This window comes from Streptomyces sp. NPDC056144 (genome assembly GCF_042264145.1).
Lineage (GTDB): Bacteria > Actinomycetota > Actinomycetes > Streptomycetales > Streptomycetaceae > Streptomyces.
The window spans coordinates 19,112-38,278 of the sequence record NZ_JBHJVF010000004.1 but is presented as its reverse complement, the minus strand read 5'-3'; the positions used below and the strand labels follow the sequence as shown (position 1 = coordinate 38,278).

Sequence of the window (19,167 nt, the reverse complement as noted above, 5' to 3'; positions counted from 1 at the left end):
TCCTTCGCGGGGTCAGGAGCCGGAGAGCTCACGGTCGATGAAGTCGAGGAGTTCGTCCGCGGTCGCGTTCTCGACGAGCGCCGTCACGGAGGGCGGGGAGGGGGGCTGCGACACCGGGACGGCCTCCTCCCGCCGGTCGCCGGGCGCGAGTTCCGCGTCGAGGACGGCGACGACCTCCGGCGGCGTCGGCGCCTCGAAGAAGAGCGTGACCGGGAGCCGCAGTCCCGTCGCCGCGTTGAGGCGGTTGCGGAACTCCACCGAGGTCAGCGAGTCGAGCCCGAGCTCGCCGAAGGGCCGGTCGTCCACGATCTTCTCGGGGCGCGTCCCGAGGACGGCGGCCATGTGCGTACGGACCAGGTCGGCGAGGACCTCCGCCCGTTCCGCGGCGGCCAGTCCGGCGAGCTCCTCCCGAAGCGGCCGCGACACCCGGGCGCGGCCCGGGTCTCCCCCGGGCCCTCCCGCCCCGGCGGCCGCCACCTCGCGGAGGATCGGCGGGAGGTCCGCCGCCAGTGCGCGCAGCGCCTCGCGGTCGAACCTGGCGGGGGCGAGGACGGCGTGCGGGGACGGCAGCGCCGCCTCCAGAAGCGCAAGGCCGTGGTCGGGCGCCATCGGTACGAGTCCGGCCCGGGCGAAACGGGCGCGGTCGGCGTCGGTGAGGGCGCCGATCATGCCGTCCGGGTCGTCCCAGAGGCCCCAGGCCGCCGCGAGGGCGGGCAGGCCGTGCGAACGGCGGTGGTGGGCGAGCCCGTCGAGGAAGGCGTTGGCGGCGGTGTAGCCGCCCTGGCCGGCGCCGCCGAGGGTCCCCATGACCGAGGAGACCAGGACGAACGCGGTCAGCGGATGACGGGCGGTCAGTTCGTGCAGGTGCCAGGCCGCGTCGGCCTTGGCCCGCATCACCCGGTCGATCTGCCCGGGGGTCAGCGACACCACCGGCGCGTCGTCCACGACGCCCGCGACGTGCACGACGGCGGTCAGCGGGTGCCGTGCGGGTACGGAGTCGACCAGCGCGGCGACGGCCCGCCGGTCGCCGACGTCGACGGCCGCGATCCGCACCTCGGCGCCGAGGCCGGTCAGTTCCGCCACGAGAACGGCCGCGCCCGGCGCGTCGCCGCCGCGCCGGGAGGCCAGCAGCAGCCGTCGTGCACCGTGGGCGGTGACCAGGTGGCGGGCCAGTGCCCGGCCGACGGCGCCGGTGCCTCCGGTGACGAGGACGGTGCCGTCCGGGTCGAGGACCGGCGGGACGGTGAGGACGACCTTGCCGACGTGCGCGCCCTGCCGCAGCAGCCCGAACGCCTCGGGCGCACGCCGGACGTCCATGTCGGTGACGGCGGGCCACGTGAAGGCGCCCTCGGCGAAGAGCTCCACCACCCGCTTCAGGAGCCGGCCGAGGTGCTCGGGCGGCAGCCGGAGGAGGTTGGGGGTCAGGTAGCGCGCGCCGGAGTGGGCGGAGGCCACCTCGGCGGGGTCCCTCGGGTCGGTCCTGCCGAGTTCGACCAGGAGGCCGCCGGGGCGCAGGAGGCCCAGCGACTCGTCGAGCAGTTCGCCGGTGAGGGAGTTCAGGACGAGCGCCATCCGGCGGGGGTGGGCGCCGGGGCCGGCCGGGTCCGGATCCCCGGGGGCTCGGCCGGCCGCGCCGAAGCGGGCGCCGACGTGCGCGCCGAAGTGAGCGCCGAAGTGAGCGCCGAAGTGAGCGCCGAAGCCCGGTTCCCGGGAGGAGGCGATCCTGTCGTCGGTCAGGCCGAGGGCGCGCAGCGCGGGCCACTTGGCGGGACTCGCGGTCGCGTGGACGTCGGCGCCCAGGTGCCGGGCCAGTTGCACCGCCGCCATGCCGACGCCGCCCGCACCCGCGTGGATCAGGACTGGGTCGCCCGCGGCCGTGCGTCCGAGTTCGGTCAGGGCGTGCACGGCCGTCATGTGGGTGACCGGGACCGCGGCGGCCCGGGTGAACGACCAGCCCTCCGGAATCCGGACGAGGGTGCGGTGGTCGGCGTGCGCCTCCGTGGCGAACGCGCCCGCGAACAGGCCCATCACCCGGTCGCCGACGGCCAGGCCGGTGACGCCCGGGCCGGTCGCGGTCACCACGCCCGCGCCCTCCAGGCCGAGCGGGCCCGGGTCGCCGGGGTGCATGTCGAGCGCGCCGAGGACGTCGTGGAAGTTGAGCCCGGCGGCGCGGACCGCGATCCGGACCTGCCCGGGACCCGGATCGGCGGCCGCCTCGGGGTACGGGCGGATCTCCAGGGCCGTGAGGGTGCCGCGCTCGGGGATGTCCAGGCGCCAGGCGGGCGCGTCCTCGGGCAGGGGCAGGGCGGTGGGGCCGTCGGCTTCCGCCGCCTTCAGGCGGGGCACCAGGAGCACGCCGTCACGGACCGCCAGTTGGGGCTCGTCCGAGGCCGTCGCCCCGGCCGGGACCTCGGTGGTCTCCGGGCCGAGGTCGACCAGGACGAAGCGTCCCGGGTGCTCGACCTGCGCCGTCCGCACCAGGCCCCAGACCGCCGCCTGCGCGAGGTCGGTCACGGTCTCGCCGGGCCGGACGGCGACGGCGCCCCGGGTGACGAGGACGAGCCGGGCCCCGGCCGGCCGCTCGTCGCCCAGCCACCGGGCCAGCAGGTCGCGCGTCCGGCGGACCGCCTCCCTGGCCGCCGCCGGCACGTCGGACGACGCGTCCGAGCCGCCGGGACAGGCGACGACGGTGACCGGATCCAAAGGGAGTTGGTCGTGGTCCGCCGCGTGCGGCGCGGCCGACGCGGCCGGTGCGTTCGGCCCCGTCTGCGGGGTCACCGGCAGCGGCTCCCAGGCCGGCGCGAACAGGGAGTCCCGGGCGACGGCGGGGTCGAGGGCGGGGGCCGTCGTGACCGGCAGGAGCTCCACCGACTCGACGAGGGCCACGGGCGTTCCGGCGGGGTCGTACAGGGTGAGGGCGGTTCCCCCGTCGTCGGCGGGCCGCGCGTACGCCCGCGAGGAGGCGTGTCCGCCCGTACGGAGCAGGGTGACGCCACGCCAGCGGCGCGGCTGCACGGGACGGCCCAGGCGGCCGAGTGCCGCGGCGGCCGGACCGTGCAGGGAGGCGTCGAGCAGGGCGGGGTGGAGGTGGTACTCCTCGGCGTGCCGGTGCTCCGGCTCGGGGAGGCCGGCCTCGGCGTACCACTCCTCCCCGTGGCGCCAGGCGGCCCGGAGCCCCCGGAACACGGGCCCGTACCCCTGACCGCGCAGGGCGAGGTCCTCGTACACACGCGGCACGGGCACCGACGTCACGCCCTCGGGCGGCCAGACGGCGGCAGCAGCCGCGGCTGGAGCCGGGGCCGTGGTAGCGGCGGCCGACGGGGCCAGGGTGCCCCGGGCGTGTTCCGTCCACGGGCCCTCGGGCGGGCGGCTCGACACCCGGCAGGACCGTCGGCCGGCGGCGTCCTCCGCCGACACCCGGACGCGCAGGTCCACGGCACCGTCCGGGGGCAGTTCCAGCGGCGCGGAGAGCGTCAGCTCCTCGACGCCCGCCGTCCCGCCGGCCGTCGTGGCGGCGTGCAGGGCCATCTCCAGGAACACCGTGCCCGGCACGACGACCCCGCCCGCGAACGTGTGGTCGGCCAGCCAGGGATGGGTGCGGGTCGAGAGCCGGCCGGTGAACACCGTCTCGCCGTCGCCGAGGTCGACCGCCGCGCCGAGCAGCGGGTGGCCGGCCGGGGACTGGCCGAGTTCGGCGGTGCTCGCGGGCCCGGCGGCCACGGGCGCGAGCCAGTGGCGGCGGTGCCGGAAGGGGTACGTGGGGAGGGCGAGGAGGTCGGCGGTGCCCGTCACCGGGCCGGTGAGCCGTTCCCACGCCACGGGCACGCCCTGGACGTACGCCTCCGCCGCCGAGGTCAGGAAGCGGCGCAGGCCTCCGTCGTCACGGCGCAGGGAGCCGGTCACGATCCCCTCGGCCCCGGCCTCTTCGAGGATCTGGCCGAGCGCGTTGGTGAGCACCGGGTGCGGGCCCGCCTCCACGAACGTCGTGTGGCCGGAGGCGATGAGCGCCCGCGCCGCCTCCTCGAAGCGGACCGTGCGCCGGAGGTTCCCGTACCAGTAGGCGGCGTCCAGGGCCCCGCCCTCCTGCCAGTCGGCGGTGACCGAGGACATCATCGGGATCTCGGCCGCGCGCGGGGACAGGGGCGCGAGCCCGGCGAGGATCCGTTCGCGGATCGGTTCGACCGCCGGGCTGTGCGAGGCGAACGCGGCGGGGATGACCCGGGCGTTGACGCCCTCGGCCCGGTAACCCTCGACGAGCGCGGCGAGCGCCTCCGGCGGGCCCGCCACGGCCGTGGTGGTCGGTCCGTTGACGGCGGCGACGCTGAGCTGGACGCCGAGGCGTTCCCGTACCCGCGCGGCGGGCAGCGGGACCACCGCCATGCCCCCCTTGCCCATCAGGTCGACGGCGACGGCGCTGCGCAGCGCGATGGCACGGGCGCCGTCGTCGAGGGAGAGGGCACCGGCCACGACGGCGGCGGCGATCTCGCCCTGGGAGTGGCCGATCACGGCGTCCGGTACGAAACCGGCCGACCGCCACAGTGCGGCGAGGGACACCATCACGGCCCACAGGGCGGGCTGGACGACGTCGACCCGGTCGAGCAGCCCCTCGCCCCGGGAGCCGTCACGGGCGCCGTCACGGGCGCCGTCACGGGCGTTGGCCTCCGGGTCGGTCTCCGGGTCGGCCAGGACGTCCGCCAGCGACCAGTCGACGTACGGGGCGAGGGCGCGCTCGCACTCGGCCAGACGGGCCGCGAAGACGGGACTCTCCGCGGCGAGCCGAGCCGCCATGCCACGCCACTGGCCGCCCTGGCCGGGGAAGACGAGCACGGTCCGGCCGGGTTCGGCGGCCCGGCCGGTGACGAGGCCGGGGGCCTCCTCGCCCCGGGCCAGAGCCTCCAGAGCGCGGACGGCCTCCTGCCGGTCGGCGGCGATCACCACGGCCCGCTCTTCGAGGGAGGTCCGGGTGGTGAGGGCGGGTGCGGCGCCGACCGGATCCACGGCCCCGGCGGCCAGTCGCCGTGCCTGCTCCCGCAGCGCGTCCCCGGTCCGTGCCGACAGAACCACCGGGGCGACGGGGGCCACGGGCGTCCGCTCCTCGGCGGCGGCAGCCGTGTCCGGCACCTCGGACGGCGGCGGTTCGGCCAGGATCACGTGCGCGTTGGTGCCGCTGATCCCGAACGAGGACACGCCCGCACGACGCGCGGCCCCGGTCCGCGGCCAGGGGCGGGAGCCGTGGAGGAGGGCCACCGCTCCGGAGTCCCAGTCCACGTGCGGGGACGGTTCCTCGGCGTGCAGGGTGGCGGGCAGGGTCGCGTGGCGGAGGGCCTGGACCATCTTGATGACGCCGCCGACGCCCGCCGCCGCCTGCGCGTGGCCGATGTTCGACTTCAGGGAACCCAGCCACAGCGGCCGGTCGTCGTCGCGGTCGCGCCCGTAGGCGGCCAGCAGGGCGTTCGCCTCGATGGGGTCGCCGAGCGCGGTGCCCGTGCCGTGCGCCTCCACGGCGTCGACCTGACACGGGGTCAGTCCCGCGTCCGCCAGGGCGTCCTCGATGACACGCTGCTGGGCGGTGCCGCTCGGGGCGGAGAGGCCGTTGGAGGCGCCGTCGGAGTTGACGGCGCTGCCGGCGATCACCGCGAGGACGGGGTGGCCGAGGCGCCGGGCGTCGGAGAGGCGTTCGACCGCGAGCATGCCCGCGCCCTCGGCCCAGCCGGTGCCGTCGGCGCGGGCGGAGAAGGCCTTGCAGCGGCCGTCGGCGGCCAGGACCCGCTGGCGGGAGAGCTCCACGAACATGCCGGGGGTCGCCATGACGGTGACCCCGCCGGCCAGGGCGAGCGCGCACTCTCCCCCGCGGACGGCCCGTACCGCCTGGTGCAGCGCGACCAGCGACGCCGAACACGCCGTGTCGACGGTCAGCGCGGGCCCGTTCAGGCCGAGGACGTAGGCGATGCGGCCGGACACCACGCTCACGCTGGTGCCGGTGAGGAGGTGGCCGGCGACGCCGGGCCCGGCGGCCTCCATGCCGGGCCCGTAGCCGGAGTGCATCGCTCCGACGAACACTCCCGTGCGGCTCCCCCGCAGCGATGCCGGGTCGATCCCGGCGCGCTCCAGCGCCTCCCAGGCGACCTCCAGGACGAGCCGCTGCTGCGGGTCCATGGCGAGCGCCTCGCGCGGGCTGATCCCGAAGAACTCCGCGTCGAAGCCGGCCGCGTCCCGCAGGAACCCGCCCTGGCGCACGTACGAGGTGCCGACGCGTTCGGGGTCCGGGTGGTGGAGGGCCGCCAGGTCCCAGCCCCGGTCGCCGGGGAAGTCGCCGATGGCGTCGGTACCCCCGGCGACCAGGTCCCACAGGTCGTCGGGGGACTCCACCCCGCCGGGGAAGCGGCAGGCCATGCCGACGATGACGACGGGGTCCTCGTCGGGGTCCTCGTCGGGGTCGTCGTCGGGGTCGTGCGTACGGGATGGGGCCTGGGTACGGGAAAGGGCCTGGGTACGGGGCGGGGCGGGCGGCTCCGTCGCGGCGCCCGGACCCCCGTCCCGTAACGCCTCCGACGCGATCGCCGTGGCCGCGGCGGACGGGCTGGGATGGTCGTACAGGAAGGTGCTCTCCAGCCGGAGCCCCGTCGCCGTGGACAGCCGGTCGCGCAGTTCGAGCGTCATGGCCGAGTCCAGGCCCAGTTCCCTGAAGGTCAGGTCGGGGCGGACGTCGGCGGCCGAGCCTTCGCCGAGCACGACGGCGGTGAGGCTCCGGACCTGTTCCAGGACCGCTCGCGGGTCACCGGAGAGGGGCCCGGCCGGGGGCACAGCCGGGGTCTCCGCCGCCGGCTCCGGCGTCCCGGCCGTCTCGCCCGTTCCCGGCAGCCCCGCCGGCCAGAAGGAGCGGCGCTGGAAGGGGTAGGTCGGCAGGTCGACCAGGGGCGCGGCCGGGGGCAGCAGCGAGGACCAGTCGACGTCGACGCCGTGCACGAACGCCTCGGCCGCCGCGGCGAGGAACCGGCCCCTGCCCCCGCGGTCGCGGCGGAGCGTGCTCAGCGCCACGCCGTCGCCGCCGCGCAGGTCGATCGCCTGGCGGACGGCCGTCGCGAGGACGGGATGCGGGCTGATCTCCAGGAACGTCCTGTGGCCCGAGCTCAGCAGGCTCTCGACGGCGGAGGCGAACCGCACGGGTTCGCGCAGGTTGCGGTACCAGTAGGCGGAGTCGAGGCCCGCGGTGTCGAAGGGTTCGGCGGTGACGGTGGAGAGGAAGGGCACGTCGGCGGAGCGCGGGGCGACCCCGGCGAAGGCGGCGAGCAGTTCGTCCCGCAGCTCCTCGACGGCCGCGCTGTGCGAGGCGTAGTCGACCGGGACCGTACGGGTCCTCACCTGGCGCTCCCCGTAGTGGGCGGCGAGCGCGGCGAGCGCGGCGGCCGGTCCGGCGGCGACCGTCTGCGCGGGGCCGTTGACGGCCGCGACCGACGCCGAAGGGGCGACCGCGCGGAGGTCCCGCTCGACCTGTCCGGCCGGTGCCTCCACCCACAGCAGCCCGCCCCGGCCGGCGATCCGGCGCAGGATCCGGGCACGCCGCGCCACGATCCGCGCGCCGTCGTCGAGGGAGAGGGCGCCCAGGGCGGTGGCCGCGGCGATCTCGCCCTGGGAGTGGCCGATCACGGCGGCGGGTTCGACGCCGGCCGACCGCCACAGCTCGGCCAGGGCCACCATCACCGCCCACAGGGCGGGCTGGATCACCTCGTCGCCCTCCAGCGGCGGCGCGCCGGGGGTGCCGCGCAGGACGTCGGTGAGCGACCAGCCGGTGTGGGGGCGCAGGGCCTCGTCGCAGGCGGCGAGGCGGGCGGCGAAGACCGGCTCGGTGTCGAGGAGTCCGACGCCCATGCCCGCCCACTGGGAGCCCTGGCCGGGGAAGACGAAGACCGGCCGGACCGGCGGCCCCTCGTGGCGGCCCTCGGTCACGGCCGCCGACGGCCGGCCGGCGGCGCGGGCGGTCAGTCCGTCGAGGAGGCCCTCGCGGTCGTCGGCGACGACGACGGCGCGGTGGGCGAACGTCGTACGGGTGATGGCCAGCGACCGGCCGACGGATCCGGCCCCGAGCTCGGGGCGGGCGTCGATCCGGGTGCGCAGCCGTTCCGTCTGGTCCCGCAGGGCGGCTTCGTCGCGCCCGGACAGGACCCAGGGGACGGGCCCGTCGGCGGGCCGTCGGCCGTCGGCACGAAGCTCGCCGCCGGTGCCGAGGTCGGCGTCGGCGTCGGCGTCGGCGTCGGCGTCGGCGTCGGCGTCGGCGTCGGCGTCGGCGTCGGCGTCGGCGTCGGTACGAAGCTCGCCGTCCCGCCAGTCCGTGAGGATCACGTGGCAGTTGGTGCCGCCGATCCCGAACGAACTGACCCCGGCCACGAGCGGCGCGTCCGGCGCCGGCCAGGTCCGGGTCTCGGTGTTCACCCGCAGGCGCAGCGCGTCGAGCGGAATCCGTTCGCCGGGGCCGATGTGGTTCAGGCTGGGCACGAGCGCGCGACGGCTCACGCACAGGACGGTCTTGATGAGGCCGGCGATGCCGGCGGCGCCTTCCAGATGGCCGATGTTGGTCTTCACCGACCCCACCAGGAGGGGCGTCCCGCCGGGGCGGGCCGAGCCCAGCACCGTACCGAGCGCGCCCGCTTCGACGGGGTCGCCGACGCGTGTGCCGGAGCCGTGGAGTTCGACGTACTGGATCTCGCCCGGCGCGATGCCGGCGTCGGCGCAGGCGGCGCGCAGGAGCCGTTCCTGCGAGGCGCGGCCGGGGGTGGGGAGGGTCTCGGTGGCGCCGTCGTTGTTCAGGGCGCTGCCGCGGATGACGGCGTGGACGCGGTCGCCGTCCCTGACGGCGTGTTCCAGGAGCTTGAGGGCGACGATCCCGCCGCCCTCCCCGCGTACGTATCCGTTGGCGCGGGCGTCGAAGGTGAAGCACCGGCCGTCCGCGGAGAGGGTTCCGGCCCGTTCGAGGGTCAGGGTGCCGCGCGGGGAGAGGATGAGGTTGACGCCGCCGGCGAGGGCGAGGTCGGAGGTGCCGTCACGCAGGCTCGCGCAGGCGAGGTGCACGGCGGTCAGCGACGAGGACTGGCCGGTGTCGACGACCAGGCTCGGGCCGGTCAGGCCGAGCACGTGGGAGATGCGGTTGGCGGTGATGCCGCGCTGCACTCCGGTGAGCGTGTGGCCGGTCACCGCGTCGGGGCCGAGGTCGTGCAGGAGGGTGGCGTACTCGTCGGCCATCACGCCGAGGAACACGCCGACGGGGGCCGTCTCCAGGCGGCGGGGCGGGATCCTGGCGTCCTCCAGGGCCTCCCAGGCCAGTTCGAGCGCCAGCCGCTGCTGCGGATCCATGGCCACGGCTTCCCGTGGGGAGATGCCGAAGAAGTCGGGGTCGAAGCGGTCCACGTGGTCGAGGAAGCCGCCGCGGGCGGGCCCGCGGCCGCCGGCGGGGCGGTCGGAGACGGCTTCGCGGCCGTCGTGCAGCAGCGGCCAGAACGCTTCGGGGCCGTCGGCCCCCGGGAACCGGCAGCCGATGCCGACGACGGCGACGGCTCCTGGGGGGAGGTCGTACCCGCGCCCGCGCCCGTGCTCGTGCCCGCCCCGGTCGGCTTCGTCCCTCATCGCTCCCCCTCGCGTTCCCCTGACCATCAGACAATGGATGAACATAAGAGCTCTTACATCATCCGTCAATGGTGAGTCAGCCCGCTTGTGCACATCAGACCTCTTATATAAAGTCAGTTCCGGATTACCGTCAGCAAGTGGAGGGTTGAAAGTTCCATGACACTGCCTGCCAAGCAGCTCGGCACGACCTCGATGACCATCAGCCGGACCGGCTTCGGGGCCTGGGCCATCGGTGGCGGGGGCTGGCACTACGCCTGGGGTTCCCAGGACGACGCCGCCTCGGTCGCCGCCATCCGGCACGCCGTCGAGGCCGGCGTCAACTGGATCGACACGGCCGCCGTCTACGGCCTGGGACACTCCGAGGAGGTCATCGCCAAGGCCATCGCCGACTTCCCCGAGGCCGATCGCCCCTACGTCTTCACCAAGTGCGGTCTCGTCTGGGACGACAACGACCCGACCGCCCCGCCGCGCAACTCGATGCGGCCCGAGAGCGTCCGCCGCGAGGTCGAGGGCTCCCTGCGCCGGCTCGGCGTCGAGAGCATCGACCTGTACCAGGTGCACTGGCCCGACACCGGCGGCGAGGCCCTCGACTACAACGACCCGCAGCAGGCCCAGGCGGCCGCCCAGGGCGCCACTCCCCTGGAGGAGTACTGGCAGGTCATGGCCGACCTGAAGGCCGAGGGCAAGGTCCGCGCCATCGGCCTCTCGAACCACTCCCCCGAGCAGGTCGCCGCCGCCGAGCGGGTCGCCCACGTGGACGTCGTCCAGCCGCCCTTCTCGGCGATCAACCGCTCGTCCGCCGGGCTCATCGCGCAGGCGAAGGCGGCCGGCACCGGCGTCATCGTCTACTCGCCCATGCAGTCGGGCCTCCTGACCGGCGCGTTCTCCAAGGAGCGCGCGGCCTCCCTGCCGGACGACGACTGGCGCAAGTCCCACCCGGACTTCACCACCGGCCTCGACGCCAACCTCGCCCTCACCGCCGCCCTCGTGCCGGTGGCCGAGCGGCACGGCGTCTCCACCGGCGCCGTCGCCGTCGCCTGGGCGCTGGCCTGGCCCGGCATCGACGGCACGATCGTCGGCGCCCGCACCCCCCAGCAGGTGGACGGCTGGATCGCCGCCTCGACGCTGGAGCTGACCCCGGCCGACTTCGCCGAGATCACCCGCGCGATCGAGACCACCGGCGCCGGCGAGGGCCCTTCCGCCGCCTGACCCCGTGTGGGGCCGCCCGTTCCCCCGCGGGCGGTCCCACACCTTCCCCACCAGGGCCGGGACCCGAGGAATCGCCCCCTCCTCGGGACCCGGCCCTGTCGCGCACCCGGACCACGCCCGGACCCGGCCCCGCACCCGGACCACGCCCGGGCCGCACCCGGGCCGCGCCCGGACCGCACCCGGACCCAACCCAGCCCGCACCCGGTCCGGGCACCGCTCACCGGCGTCCGCCGCGCCGGGCGAGGGTCCGCAGCCGGGCGCTCTCGTCCCCGTCCAGCCGCAGGACGGCGGACAACTTCGCGCAGAGCGCCTCGGAGGCCGTACGGACCCGGCCCTGCTCCAGGCGGGCGTAGTAGTCGACGCTGACGCCCGCGAGCACCGCGAGCTCCTCGCGGCGCAGACCCGGCACCCGACGAGGTGTCACCCCCGGAGGCAGGCCGAGTTCCGCCGGACCGATCGCCGCCCGCCGCGCGCGCAGGAACTCCCCCAGCTCCCCTGAACCTGACACACCCATCAACCCTCTCACGGTCATAAGACATCGAAGAGATATCAGTAAACTGCATATCGCCGCAGAGGGAGCCGCAATCGCGGCGACAGAGAGGAAACGAGCATGCGCACCACCACTCTCGGACGCACCGGCGTCACGGTCAGCCGTGTCGCGCTCGGCACGATGATGCTGGGCGCCTGGGGAAACCCGGACCACCAGGAGGCCGAGCGCCTCATCCACCGCGCCCTGGACGCCGGGGTCACCCTCCTCGACACCGCGGACATGTACTCCGCGGGCGAGTCGGAGGAGATCGTCGGCAAGGCACTGAAGGGCCGGCGGGACGAGGTGGTCCTGGCGACCAAGGTCCACTTCCCGATGGGCGGGGGCGGGCTGCGACAGGGCAACTCGCGCCGCTGGATCCGGCAGGCCGTCGAGGACAGCCTGCGCCGCCTGGACACCGACCGCATCGACCTCTACCAGGTGCACCGCCCCGACCCGGCGACCGACATCGACGAGACGCTGTCGGTCCTCTCCGACCTGGTCCGCGAGGGCAAGGTCATGGCCATCGGAAGCTCCGACTTCCCCGCCGAGCAGATGGTGGAGGCCCGCTGGACGGCCGAGCGCCGCGGGCACGTGCCGTTCCACACCGAACAGCCGCCCTACTCCGTCCTCATGCGGGGAGTGGAGCGCTCCGTGCTGCCCACGGCGCGGAAGTACGGCGTGGGGGTGCTCACCTGGAGTCCGCTGGCCAGCGGCTGGCTGACCGGCCGCTACCGCCGCGGCACGCCGCTCGAACTCAACGCCTTCCGGCGCGACCTGATCTCGCACAAGTTCGACCAGCGACTGCCGGGCAACGCGCGCAAGTACAAGGTCGTCGAGGGCCTGATCGCCCTCGCCGAGGAGGCGGGGCTGCCCCTCACCCACCTGGCGCTCGCCTTCGTCCTCAGCCACCCGGCCGTCGACAGCGCCATCATCGGCCCGCGTACGGTCGAGCAGCTCGACGACCTCCTGGCCGCCGCCGACGTCGAACTGGACGACGCGATCCTGGACCGGATCGACGAACTCGTCCCGCCCGGCACCGACCTGAACCCGTCGGACGCCGACTACACACCGCCGCACCTGGCGGACGCGTCACTGCGTCGCCGCTGATCAGCGGCGTGCGCGCAGCATCGGAACGACGGTGTACATCTGAAATAAGACTGTTCTCAGATGGCGTGCACCAATAAGAGATATGCGGGTAACCTTCGAGTCATGGCGTCATCGGCGATGGAAGAACGCATCGGAGACCGCATCAAGCGGGTGGAGCAGGAGCTCACCTCAGCGAAGCATGCCGCACTCCGGCAGTTCAAGATCAATGTCCCGCAGTACAACGTACTCCTGGCCCTGCAGCAGCAGCCGGGACTGTCGGGAGCGGCCCTCGCGCGCCGCGGCATGGTCACACCGCAGACGATGTCGTCCGTCCTCTCCACCCTCGAAGGCCGGGGCCTGGTCGAGCGCCGGCCCCACCCGATCCACCTGAACATCCTGGAAGCCCACCTCACCCGGACCGGGAGCACGCTGGTGCGCCGCGCCGACGAGGCGGTCAAGGAGGTCGAGGGCCTCCTGGCCGACTGCTTCACGCCGGACGAGGCCGCGGAGTTCCTGGCCCGCCTCGACGCGTGTTCGGCGGCGCTGGCCGGCTTCAAGCCCCCGGCCGCCGCCAAGAAGTAGCACCACGTCCGGCCCCCGCCCCGAATCCGGGGCGGGGGCCGGATTCGCTTGTTATGTAAGACATCTTATATAAGACTGGAGTCGTATAGATATCAGATGTGCGACCCTTCGACCCAAGGAACCCTCATGTCCGCGAGCACCGCGAACACCGTGAACTCCCTCGACCTGGACCCGGCCTTCGCCCTGCACCGCGGCGGCAAACTCGCCGTCACCCCCACCGTCAGCGTCGACGACCACGAGCAGCTGGCCCTCGCCTACACCCCCGGCGTCGCCCGCGTGTGCACCGCCATCGCCGAAGACCCCGACCTGGCCCAGGACTACACCTGGGCCGCCCGCACCGTCGCCGTCGTCACCGACGGCACCGCCGTCCTCGGCCTCGGCGACATCGGCCCCCGGGCCGCCCTGCCCGTCATGGAGGGCAAGGCCCTGCTCTTCAAGCAGTTCGCCGACGTCGACGCCGTGCCGGTCTGCCTGGACACCACGGACGTCGACGAGATCGTCGAGACGGTGATCCGGCTCGCCCCCGGCTTCGGCGGCGTCAACCTGGAGGACATCAGCGCGCCCCGCTGCTTCGAGGTCGAGGACCGTCTGCGCGCGGCCCTCGACATCCCCGTCTTCCACGACGACCAGCACGGCACCGCCGTCGTCGCCCTCGCCGCCCTGCGCAACGCCGCCCGCCTGACCGGGCGGGAACTCGGCGAGCTGCGCGCCGTGGTCGCCGGAGCGGGCGCCTCGGGCATCGCCGTCAGCCGCATCCTGAAGGAGGCGGGCATCGGCGACATCTCCGTCGCGGACAGCAAGGGCATCGTCCACGCCGGACGGGACGACCTGAACCCGGCCAAGGCGCACCTCGCCCTGTGGAGCAACGCCGCCGGCTACACCGGCTCCGTCGAGGAGGCGCTGCACGGCGCCGACGTGTTCATCGGCCTGTCCGGCGCCACGATCACCGAGAGCGCCGTCGCGGCCATGGCCGACGAGGCGATCGTCTTCGCCCTCTCCAACCCCACGCCCGAGGTGGAACCGGCCGTCGCCCGCCGCCACGCGCGCGTGGTCGCCACCGGCCGCAGCGACCACCCCAACCAGATCAACAACGTGCTCGCCTTCCCCGGCATCTTCCGGGGAGCCTTCGACGCCCGCGCCACCGCGATCACCGAGGGCATGAAGCTCGCGGCCGCCGACGCCATCGCCGCGGCCGTCGGCGACGACCTGCGGGACGACTTCATCGTGCCGAGCCCGTTCGACCCGCGCGTGGCGCCCGCCGTCGCCGCCGCGGTCGCCGAGGCGGCCCGCCGCGACGGCGTGGCCCGCGCCTGACGCGTACGGGCGAGGGGCGGGGCCCTTGTTCGCGGCCCCGCCCCTCGCCCGTACGTCCCGTACCCCCGTACCCCGCAACCCCATCCCCCGTACCCCTCACCCCTTCCGAAGCGAGGACCCCACCATGTACACCGTCGCCGTCTCCTTCGACGTACCGGCCGCGCGGCGCCAGGACTTCGTCGACGCCGCGCTGGAGGACGGGCGCCAGTCGCTCGCCCACGAGCCCGGCACCCGCGCCTTCGACCTCGTCGCCGACGCGGAGAACCCCGACCGCTTCTACCTGTACGAGGCGTACGACGACGAGGCCGCGTTCGACACCCACTGCCAGGGGCCGCACTTCGCCCGCTTCTTCGAGATCGTCGGAGCGTGGGCCGAGGGCCCGACCTGGCTGCTGCGCGGAACGAGCGTGCAGGCGTAGCCGTACGGAGAAGAGCGGGGCGGGCCACCGGGCCCGCCCCGCTCTTCCGCGTGCCGTCTCACCCCCACATCAGGTCACCCAGGAGGAACCCGTTGACGGCCAGCGCCGCCGCCACGACCGCCGAGGCCGCCACGGTGGTGGCCCAGTGGTTGACGGCACCGCCCATCAGCGAACGGCGTGCCGTCAGGCGCGTGAGCGGTATCAGCGCGAACGGCACGCCGAGGGAGAGGCCCACCTGGGAGAGGACCAGCAGCCGGGTGGTGTCGAGGTCGGCCGCGAGGAGCAGGACCGCCGGGGCGAGGGCCGCGAGGCGTCGCGCCCCGGCCGGGACGCGACGGCGGATCAGGTCCCGCATGGCGATGTCGCCCGCGTGGGTGCCGACGGCGGTCGACGCGAGGCCGGAGACCAGCAGCGCCAGGGCCAGGGCGAGGGCCGGGAGGGCGCCCAGGACCGTACCCACGGTGGCGTGGACGCCTTCCAGGGTGAGCGGGCCCGTACCGGAGGGCAGTGCCGCGGCGGTCAGCAGCAGGGCCGCGTTGATCGAGCCGGCGAGCAGCATCGCCCCGACCACGCCCCTGCGGGTGGCCGAGAGGACCTCACCCGTGGCGCCCGACGGGAACCACCCGCCGGCGCGCAGCCGCGCACCGCTGTCCCGGCTGAGCGAGGAGTGGACGTAGACGGCGTGCGGCATGACGGTGGCGCCGAAGATGCCGGAGGCGAGGAAGACGGCCTGGCTGTCGGCGAGCACCGGCCGCATGCCGCCGAGCATCCCGGCGGCGGTGGGACCCGCGAAGACCGCGCAGGCGACGAAGCCGCAGGCGATGAGGGCCAGGGCGGCGGCGACCGTCACGGCGAAGGCGTGGTCGCCCTTGGTGGTCCGCAGGTGGAGGAGGGCCGTGGAGGCCGCGGCGACGGTGATCGCGCCCGCCCACAGCGGGAGCCCGAAGAGCAGTTTCAGGGCGACCGCGCCGCCGACGACCTCGGCGATGTCGGTGGCGACGGCGACGAGTTCGGCCTGGATCCAGTAGGCGACGCGGGCGCGGGGGCCGACGGCCGCGGCCACGGACTGGGTGAGCGAGCGGCCGGTGCACGCGCCGAGTTTCGCCGAGAGGTACTGGATGAGCCCCGCCGCCACGGTGGAGCCGACCACGACCCACAACAGGCCGTACCCGTAGGCGGAACCGGCGCTGAAGTTGGTGGCGACGTTGCCCGGGTCGACGTAGGCCACGGCGGTGACCAGGGCCGGAGCGAGGCCGAGCGAGGCACGGGCGGCGACCCGGCCCGACCGCGTCCGCGGGCGGACGTCCGGGCGGGGCAGTACTTCCGTCACGGGAACTCCTCCAGAGCTCAACGAAGTCTTACGTTCATCAGATCTCTTATGATTACATGAGATCGTACAGCCGGGGGCAGCCCCGGCGCAGCCCACCCACCGCCGTTGAGGAGAGAGCACTGTGTGCGGAACCTGGGTCATGAAGTCCGTGTTCGGCGAGTCGTACACGGCCGAGGACGACCACATCCACGCCCACCAGGCCAACCGGCCCGAGGAGAGCGTCAAGTCCGCCGCCGAGGTGCGCCGCGCCGCGTCCGGCCCCAGCCGCCGCAAGATGCTGGGCATGGCCGGCGCGCTGAGCGCCACCGTGGCGGGTCTCGGCATGATCGACGCCAAGCCCGCGAGCGCCGCCACCACGGGCGTCGACACCGCCCGCCTGCTGGGCGGCAGCCGCCGCATCGTCGACATGAGCCACGCCTGGGGCGCGGACTTCCCCGTCTTCCGGCCGTTCGTCGAGCCCGCCCGCTTCGAGCAGGTCGCCTCGGTGGAGAAGGAGGGCTACAACACGTTCATGATCACCATGGACGAGCACAGCGGCACGCACATGGACGGCCCCAAGCACTTCGACAACGGCCAGCTCGCCACCGACGAGATCCCCGCCGAGAACCTGATCGCCCCGCTCGTCGTCGTCCGCATAGCCGACCGCGCGCAGAAGGACCTCGACGCGCTGCTCACCTACGACGACCTGCGCAAGTGGGAGAGCCGCCACGGCCGCATCCCGGACGGCGCCGTCGTCGCCCTGGACAGCGGCTGGTCCTCCCGCATCAACGACCCGGACCGCATCTTCAACCGCGACTCCGCCGACAAGCCGCACTTCCCGGGCTTCGGCTGGGACGCGGCCGAGTTCCTGGAGTCGCGCCGCAACATCGTCGGCGTGGCGACGGACAGCCCGAGCCTGGACTCCGGCGCCAACAACTACCTCGACCCGCGCGCCCACAAGATCCTGCTCACCACCGGCCACTACGGCATCGAGTGGGCGGCCAACGTGGACAAGCTGCCCGAGGCCGGGGCCGTGACGGTCATCGGCCTGATGAAGCACAAGGGCGGATTCGCCGGCCCGGTGCGGATGTTCGGCCTCTACTGATCGACGGAACGACAGTGGGCCGGCGGGGAATTCCTTCCCCGCCGGCCCACTGTCGTGTGACACGGCTGCCGCCGCCTGTCGTGTGACGCCGCTACCGCTGCGGCAGCAGCGCCCGGCCGGACAGGTCGATCCCGTCCGGGCCCACGGTGCCGGACGCGCTCTCGCCGGTCGCGGCGCTCAGCTCCAGGGCGTCGCCCCGGAGCGTGTAACGCCCCTGGTACGCGTTCTCGGTGCCGTTGTAGTCCTCGCTGAACGTGCCGTCCGTGCGCAGGGTCAGGCGCAGGAAGCCGTCCGAGGACGCCCACACCCCCGCGACCGTCCGCGAGGCCGCGTCAGTGGCGGCGCCGGCAGACGGCCGCGACGACGTGCCGGCCTCAGCCGTCGGCACGCGGTCCGCCGCCCCCGTCGTCGCCGACGACGCCGAGGACGCCGGAGTCACCGACGACTCCGCCGACTCCGGCCGCTCTCCGCCGGAACAGGCCGCCAGGGCCGCGCAGAGCAGCATCGCCGCTCCCACCGCTCCCCTCGCTCCCGGTGACAGTCGAAGCCTTGCCATCCTGGTCTCCCCAATCCGATATGACCGTGACGAGCAGCCGATGGCGCAACTGGCCGAGGGCCGCGCGGGCAGGCACGCGGCGGGGCGCCGCGTGCCTGCCGTGACTCATCGCGTACCGCCCGGATCCGCCGCCTGCCCCAGGGGCTGGCGACCGGTCGCCGGTCCGGTCCGCTCCTCGCCCAACAGCCGTTGGACGAGGGTCTCTTCGAGGGCGCGGCGCAACCGTTCGCGCCGACGCCTGGCGACGTACTGCTCCATCAGCCGCAGGAGTTCGGGATCGTTCGCGAGTGACGGAGCCGCCTCGGTGACGGGTGCGGCCATGGCTCAGACCACCGCCGAGAGTTCCTGCTCCCGAGGCCGGGCGAAGGCCGTCGGCGCCCACCGGGTGAGTACCGCGCCGACGGTCATCCCCCCGCCGAAGCCGGCCATGAGCACGGTCTCCCCGTCGGCGAACTCGCCCTGCCGGTGCGCCACGTCGAGCGTGACCGGCACCGAGGCGGAGCCGGTGTTCCCGTACCGTTCGAGCGCGAGGTGCATGGTCGCCCGGGGCAGCCCGATCTCCGGCCACACCTCCCCCAGCATCACCCCGTTGGCCTGGTGCGGGACGAAGTGGCGCACCTGTTCGCGGTCGACCCCGGCCCGGTCGAGGAGTTCGTGCAGGGCGGAGGGCAGGTTGTCCTGCACGAAGGAGCGCACGCCGCGGCCGTCCATCGTGAAGAAGTGGGCGCCCTCCCGGAGGGTGCGGTCGTTGGCCGGCATCCGGCTGCCGCCCGCCGGGACGCTGATCAGGCGGTACTGGTCGCCTCGGGTGAGCAGGCTGGTCTCCCGGATGCCGCAGGACTCGGGCACCGCGCCGAGCAGGACCGCGCCGGCGCCGTCGCCGAAGAGGATCGCGGTCTTGCGGTCGGAGTAGTCCAGGATGCGCGAGTAGATGTCGGCGCCGATGACGAGGGCGTAGCGGCCCTCCTCCTCGGCGGCCCGCAGGAGGCGTTCGGCCACGGTGGTGGCGTAGACGAAGCCGCTGCAGACCGCGTTGATGTCGAAGGCCGCCGCGTTCACGGCGCCGATGAGGTGCTGGACGATGCTCGCCGTGGCGGGCTGCGGGTGGTCGGGCGTGGAGGTGGCCAGGACGATGTACGCCACGTCCTCGGGACTGACCTTCGCCTGCTCCAGCGCGGCGAGCGCGGCGCGGGCGGCGAGGTCCGACGTGGCGTCGCGGTCGTCGGCCCTGCGTCGCTCGCGTATGCCGGTCTTGCGGACGATCCACTCGTCGCTCACCCCCGCCCCGCGTGCGATCTCCTCGTTGCCGACGACGGTCTCGGGCAGATACGAGCCGGTGGCCACGATGCCGATGCGAGTCAAGAAGCCCTCCCCTGTTCCTGGGCGGACCGCGGGATGCGGCCCGCCGGTGGCGCCGGCGTCCTGGCTGGGGACCCGGCGG

General features: G+C 74.6%; 12 protein-coding genes. 6 read left to right on the top strand and 6 right to left on the bottom strand.

Annotated features, from left to right (window positions below; all coding sequences use genetic code 11):
• Nucleotides 1–12 precede the first annotated feature (12 nt).
• On the bottom strand, nt 13–9,618 hold the full coding sequence (locus ACFC0Z_RS14265) for a type I polyketide synthase (protein ID WP_376436783.1): 9,606 nt from the start codon (nt 9,616–9,618) through the stop codon (nt 13–15).
• Nucleotides 9,619–9,774: 156 nt separating this feature from the next.
• Here ACFC0Z_RS14265 and ACFC0Z_RS14260 point away from each other — a divergent pair, with 156 nt between their 5' ends.
• The gene (locus tag ACFC0Z_RS14260; protein WP_376436780.1) at nt 9,775–10,827 is read left to right on the top strand and encodes an aldo/keto reductase; all 1,053 of its coding nucleotides are present in this window, start codon (nt 9,775–9,777) and stop codon (nt 10,825–10,827) included.
• A 217-nt stretch (nt 10,828–11,044) separates the two neighbouring features.
• On the opposite strand, the gene ACFC0Z_RS14255 is transcribed toward ACFC0Z_RS14260, so the two are convergent.
• On the bottom strand, nt 11,045–11,335 hold the full coding sequence (locus ACFC0Z_RS14255; protein ID WP_376436777.1) for a helix-turn-helix domain-containing protein: 291 nt from the start codon (nt 11,333–11,335) through the stop codon (nt 11,045–11,047).
• 102 nt (nt 11,336–11,437) lie between these two features.
• On the opposite strand from ACFC0Z_RS14255, the gene ACFC0Z_RS14250 reads away from it, so the two are divergent.
• From ACFC0Z_RS14250 to ACFC0Z_RS14235, 4 genes are all read left to right on the top strand, one after another.
• On the top strand, nt 11,438–12,463 hold the full coding sequence (locus ACFC0Z_RS14250; RefSeq protein ID WP_376436774.1) for an aldo/keto reductase: 1,026 nt from the start codon (nt 11,438–11,440) through the stop codon (nt 12,461–12,463).
• A 102-nt stretch (nt 12,464–12,565) separates the two neighbouring features.
• Entirely contained in the window at nt 12,566–13,024 is a 459-nt protein-coding gene (locus ACFC0Z_RS14245; RefSeq protein ID WP_376436771.1) for a MarR family winged helix-turn-helix transcriptional regulator, read from the top strand.
• A gap of 126 nt (nt 13,025–13,150) precedes the next feature.
• The gene (locus ACFC0Z_RS14240; RefSeq protein ID WP_376436769.1) at nt 13,151–14,338 is read left to right on the top strand and encodes an NADP-dependent malic enzyme; all 1,188 of its coding nucleotides are present in this window, start codon (nt 13,151–13,153) and stop codon (nt 14,336–14,338) included.
• A 124-nt stretch (nt 14,339–14,462) separates the two neighbouring features.
• Entirely contained in the window at nt 14,463–14,756 is a 294-nt protein-coding gene (locus tag ACFC0Z_RS14235) for a putative quinol monooxygenase (RefSeq protein ID WP_376436766.1), read from the top strand.
• Between the two features lie 58 nt (nt 14,757–14,814).
• On the opposite strand, the gene ACFC0Z_RS14230 is transcribed toward ACFC0Z_RS14235, so the two are convergent.
• The gene (locus ACFC0Z_RS14230; RefSeq protein ID WP_376436763.1) at nt 14,815–16,086 is read right to left on the bottom strand and encodes an Nramp family divalent metal transporter; all 1,272 of its coding nucleotides are present in this window, start codon (nt 16,084–16,086) and stop codon (nt 14,815–14,817) included.
• A 139-nt stretch (nt 16,087–16,225) separates the two neighbouring features.
• Between ACFC0Z_RS14230 and ACFC0Z_RS14225 the strand changes: the two genes are divergently transcribed.
• Nucleotides 16,226–17,170 carry a cyclase family protein gene (locus tag ACFC0Z_RS14225; protein ID WP_376436760.1) on the top strand — a complete coding sequence of 315 codons (945 nt, stop codon included), beginning with the start codon at nt 16,226–16,228 and terminating at the stop codon, nt 17,168–17,170.
• Between the two features lie 91 nt (nt 17,171–17,261).
• Here ACFC0Z_RS14225 and ACFC0Z_RS14220 read toward each other — a convergent pair whose 3' ends face one another.
• The 3 genes from ACFC0Z_RS14220 to ACFC0Z_RS14210 form a co-directional block, all read right to left on the bottom strand.
• A complete protein-coding gene (locus tag ACFC0Z_RS14220) occupies nt 17,262–17,726 on the bottom strand; it encodes an Atu4866 domain-containing protein (protein WP_376436757.1) in 465 nt (154 codons plus the stop codon).
• Nucleotides 17,727–17,831: 105 nt separating this feature from the next.
• Nucleotides 17,832–18,047 carry a hypothetical protein gene (locus ACFC0Z_RS14215; RefSeq protein WP_376436755.1) on the bottom strand — a complete coding sequence of 72 codons (216 nt, stop codon included), beginning with the start codon at nt 18,045–18,047 and terminating at the stop codon, nt 17,832–17,834.
• Nucleotides 18,048–18,050: 3 nt separating this feature from the next.
• Entirely contained in the window at nt 18,051–19,088 is a 1,038-nt protein-coding gene (locus ACFC0Z_RS14210; RefSeq protein WP_376436752.1) for a 3-oxoacyl-ACP synthase III family protein, read from the bottom strand.
• Nucleotides 19,089–19,167 lie beyond the last annotated feature (79 nt).

Bases quoted from the DNA above. Each gene is read 5' to 3' on its own strand.
- ACFC0Z_RS14265 (WP_376436783.1), bottom strand. From the start codon at position 9,618: ATGAGGGACGAAGCCGACCGGGGCGGGCACGAGCACGGGCGCGGGCGC.
- ACFC0Z_RS14260 (WP_376436780.1), top strand. From the start codon at position 9,775: ATGACACTGCCTGCCAAGCAGCTCGGCACGACCTCGATGACCATCAGC.
- ACFC0Z_RS14250 (WP_376436774.1), top strand. From the start codon at position 11,438: ATGCGCACCACCACTCTCGGACGCACCGGCGTCACGGTCAGCCGTGTC.
- ACFC0Z_RS14245 (WP_376436771.1), top strand. From the start codon at position 12,566: ATGGCGTCATCGGCGATGGAAGAACGCATCGGAGACCGCATCAAGCGG.
- ACFC0Z_RS14240 (WP_376436769.1), top strand. From the start codon at position 13,151: ATGTCCGCGAGCACCGCGAACACCGTGAACTCCCTCGACCTGGACCCG.
- ACFC0Z_RS14235 (WP_376436766.1), top strand. From the start codon at position 14,463: ATGTACACCGTCGCCGTCTCCTTCGACGTACCGGCCGCGCGGCGCCAG.
- ACFC0Z_RS14225 (WP_376436760.1), top strand. From the start codon at position 16,226: ATGAAGTCCGTGTTCGGCGAGTCGTACACGGCCGAGGACGACCACATC.
- ACFC0Z_RS14220 (WP_376436757.1), bottom strand. From the start codon at position 17,726: ATGGCAAGGCTTCGACTGTCACCGGGAGCGAGGGGAGCGGTGGGAGCG.
- ACFC0Z_RS14215 (WP_376436755.1), bottom strand. From the start codon at position 18,047: ATGGCCGCACCCGTCACCGAGGCGGCTCCGTCACTCGCGAACGATCCC.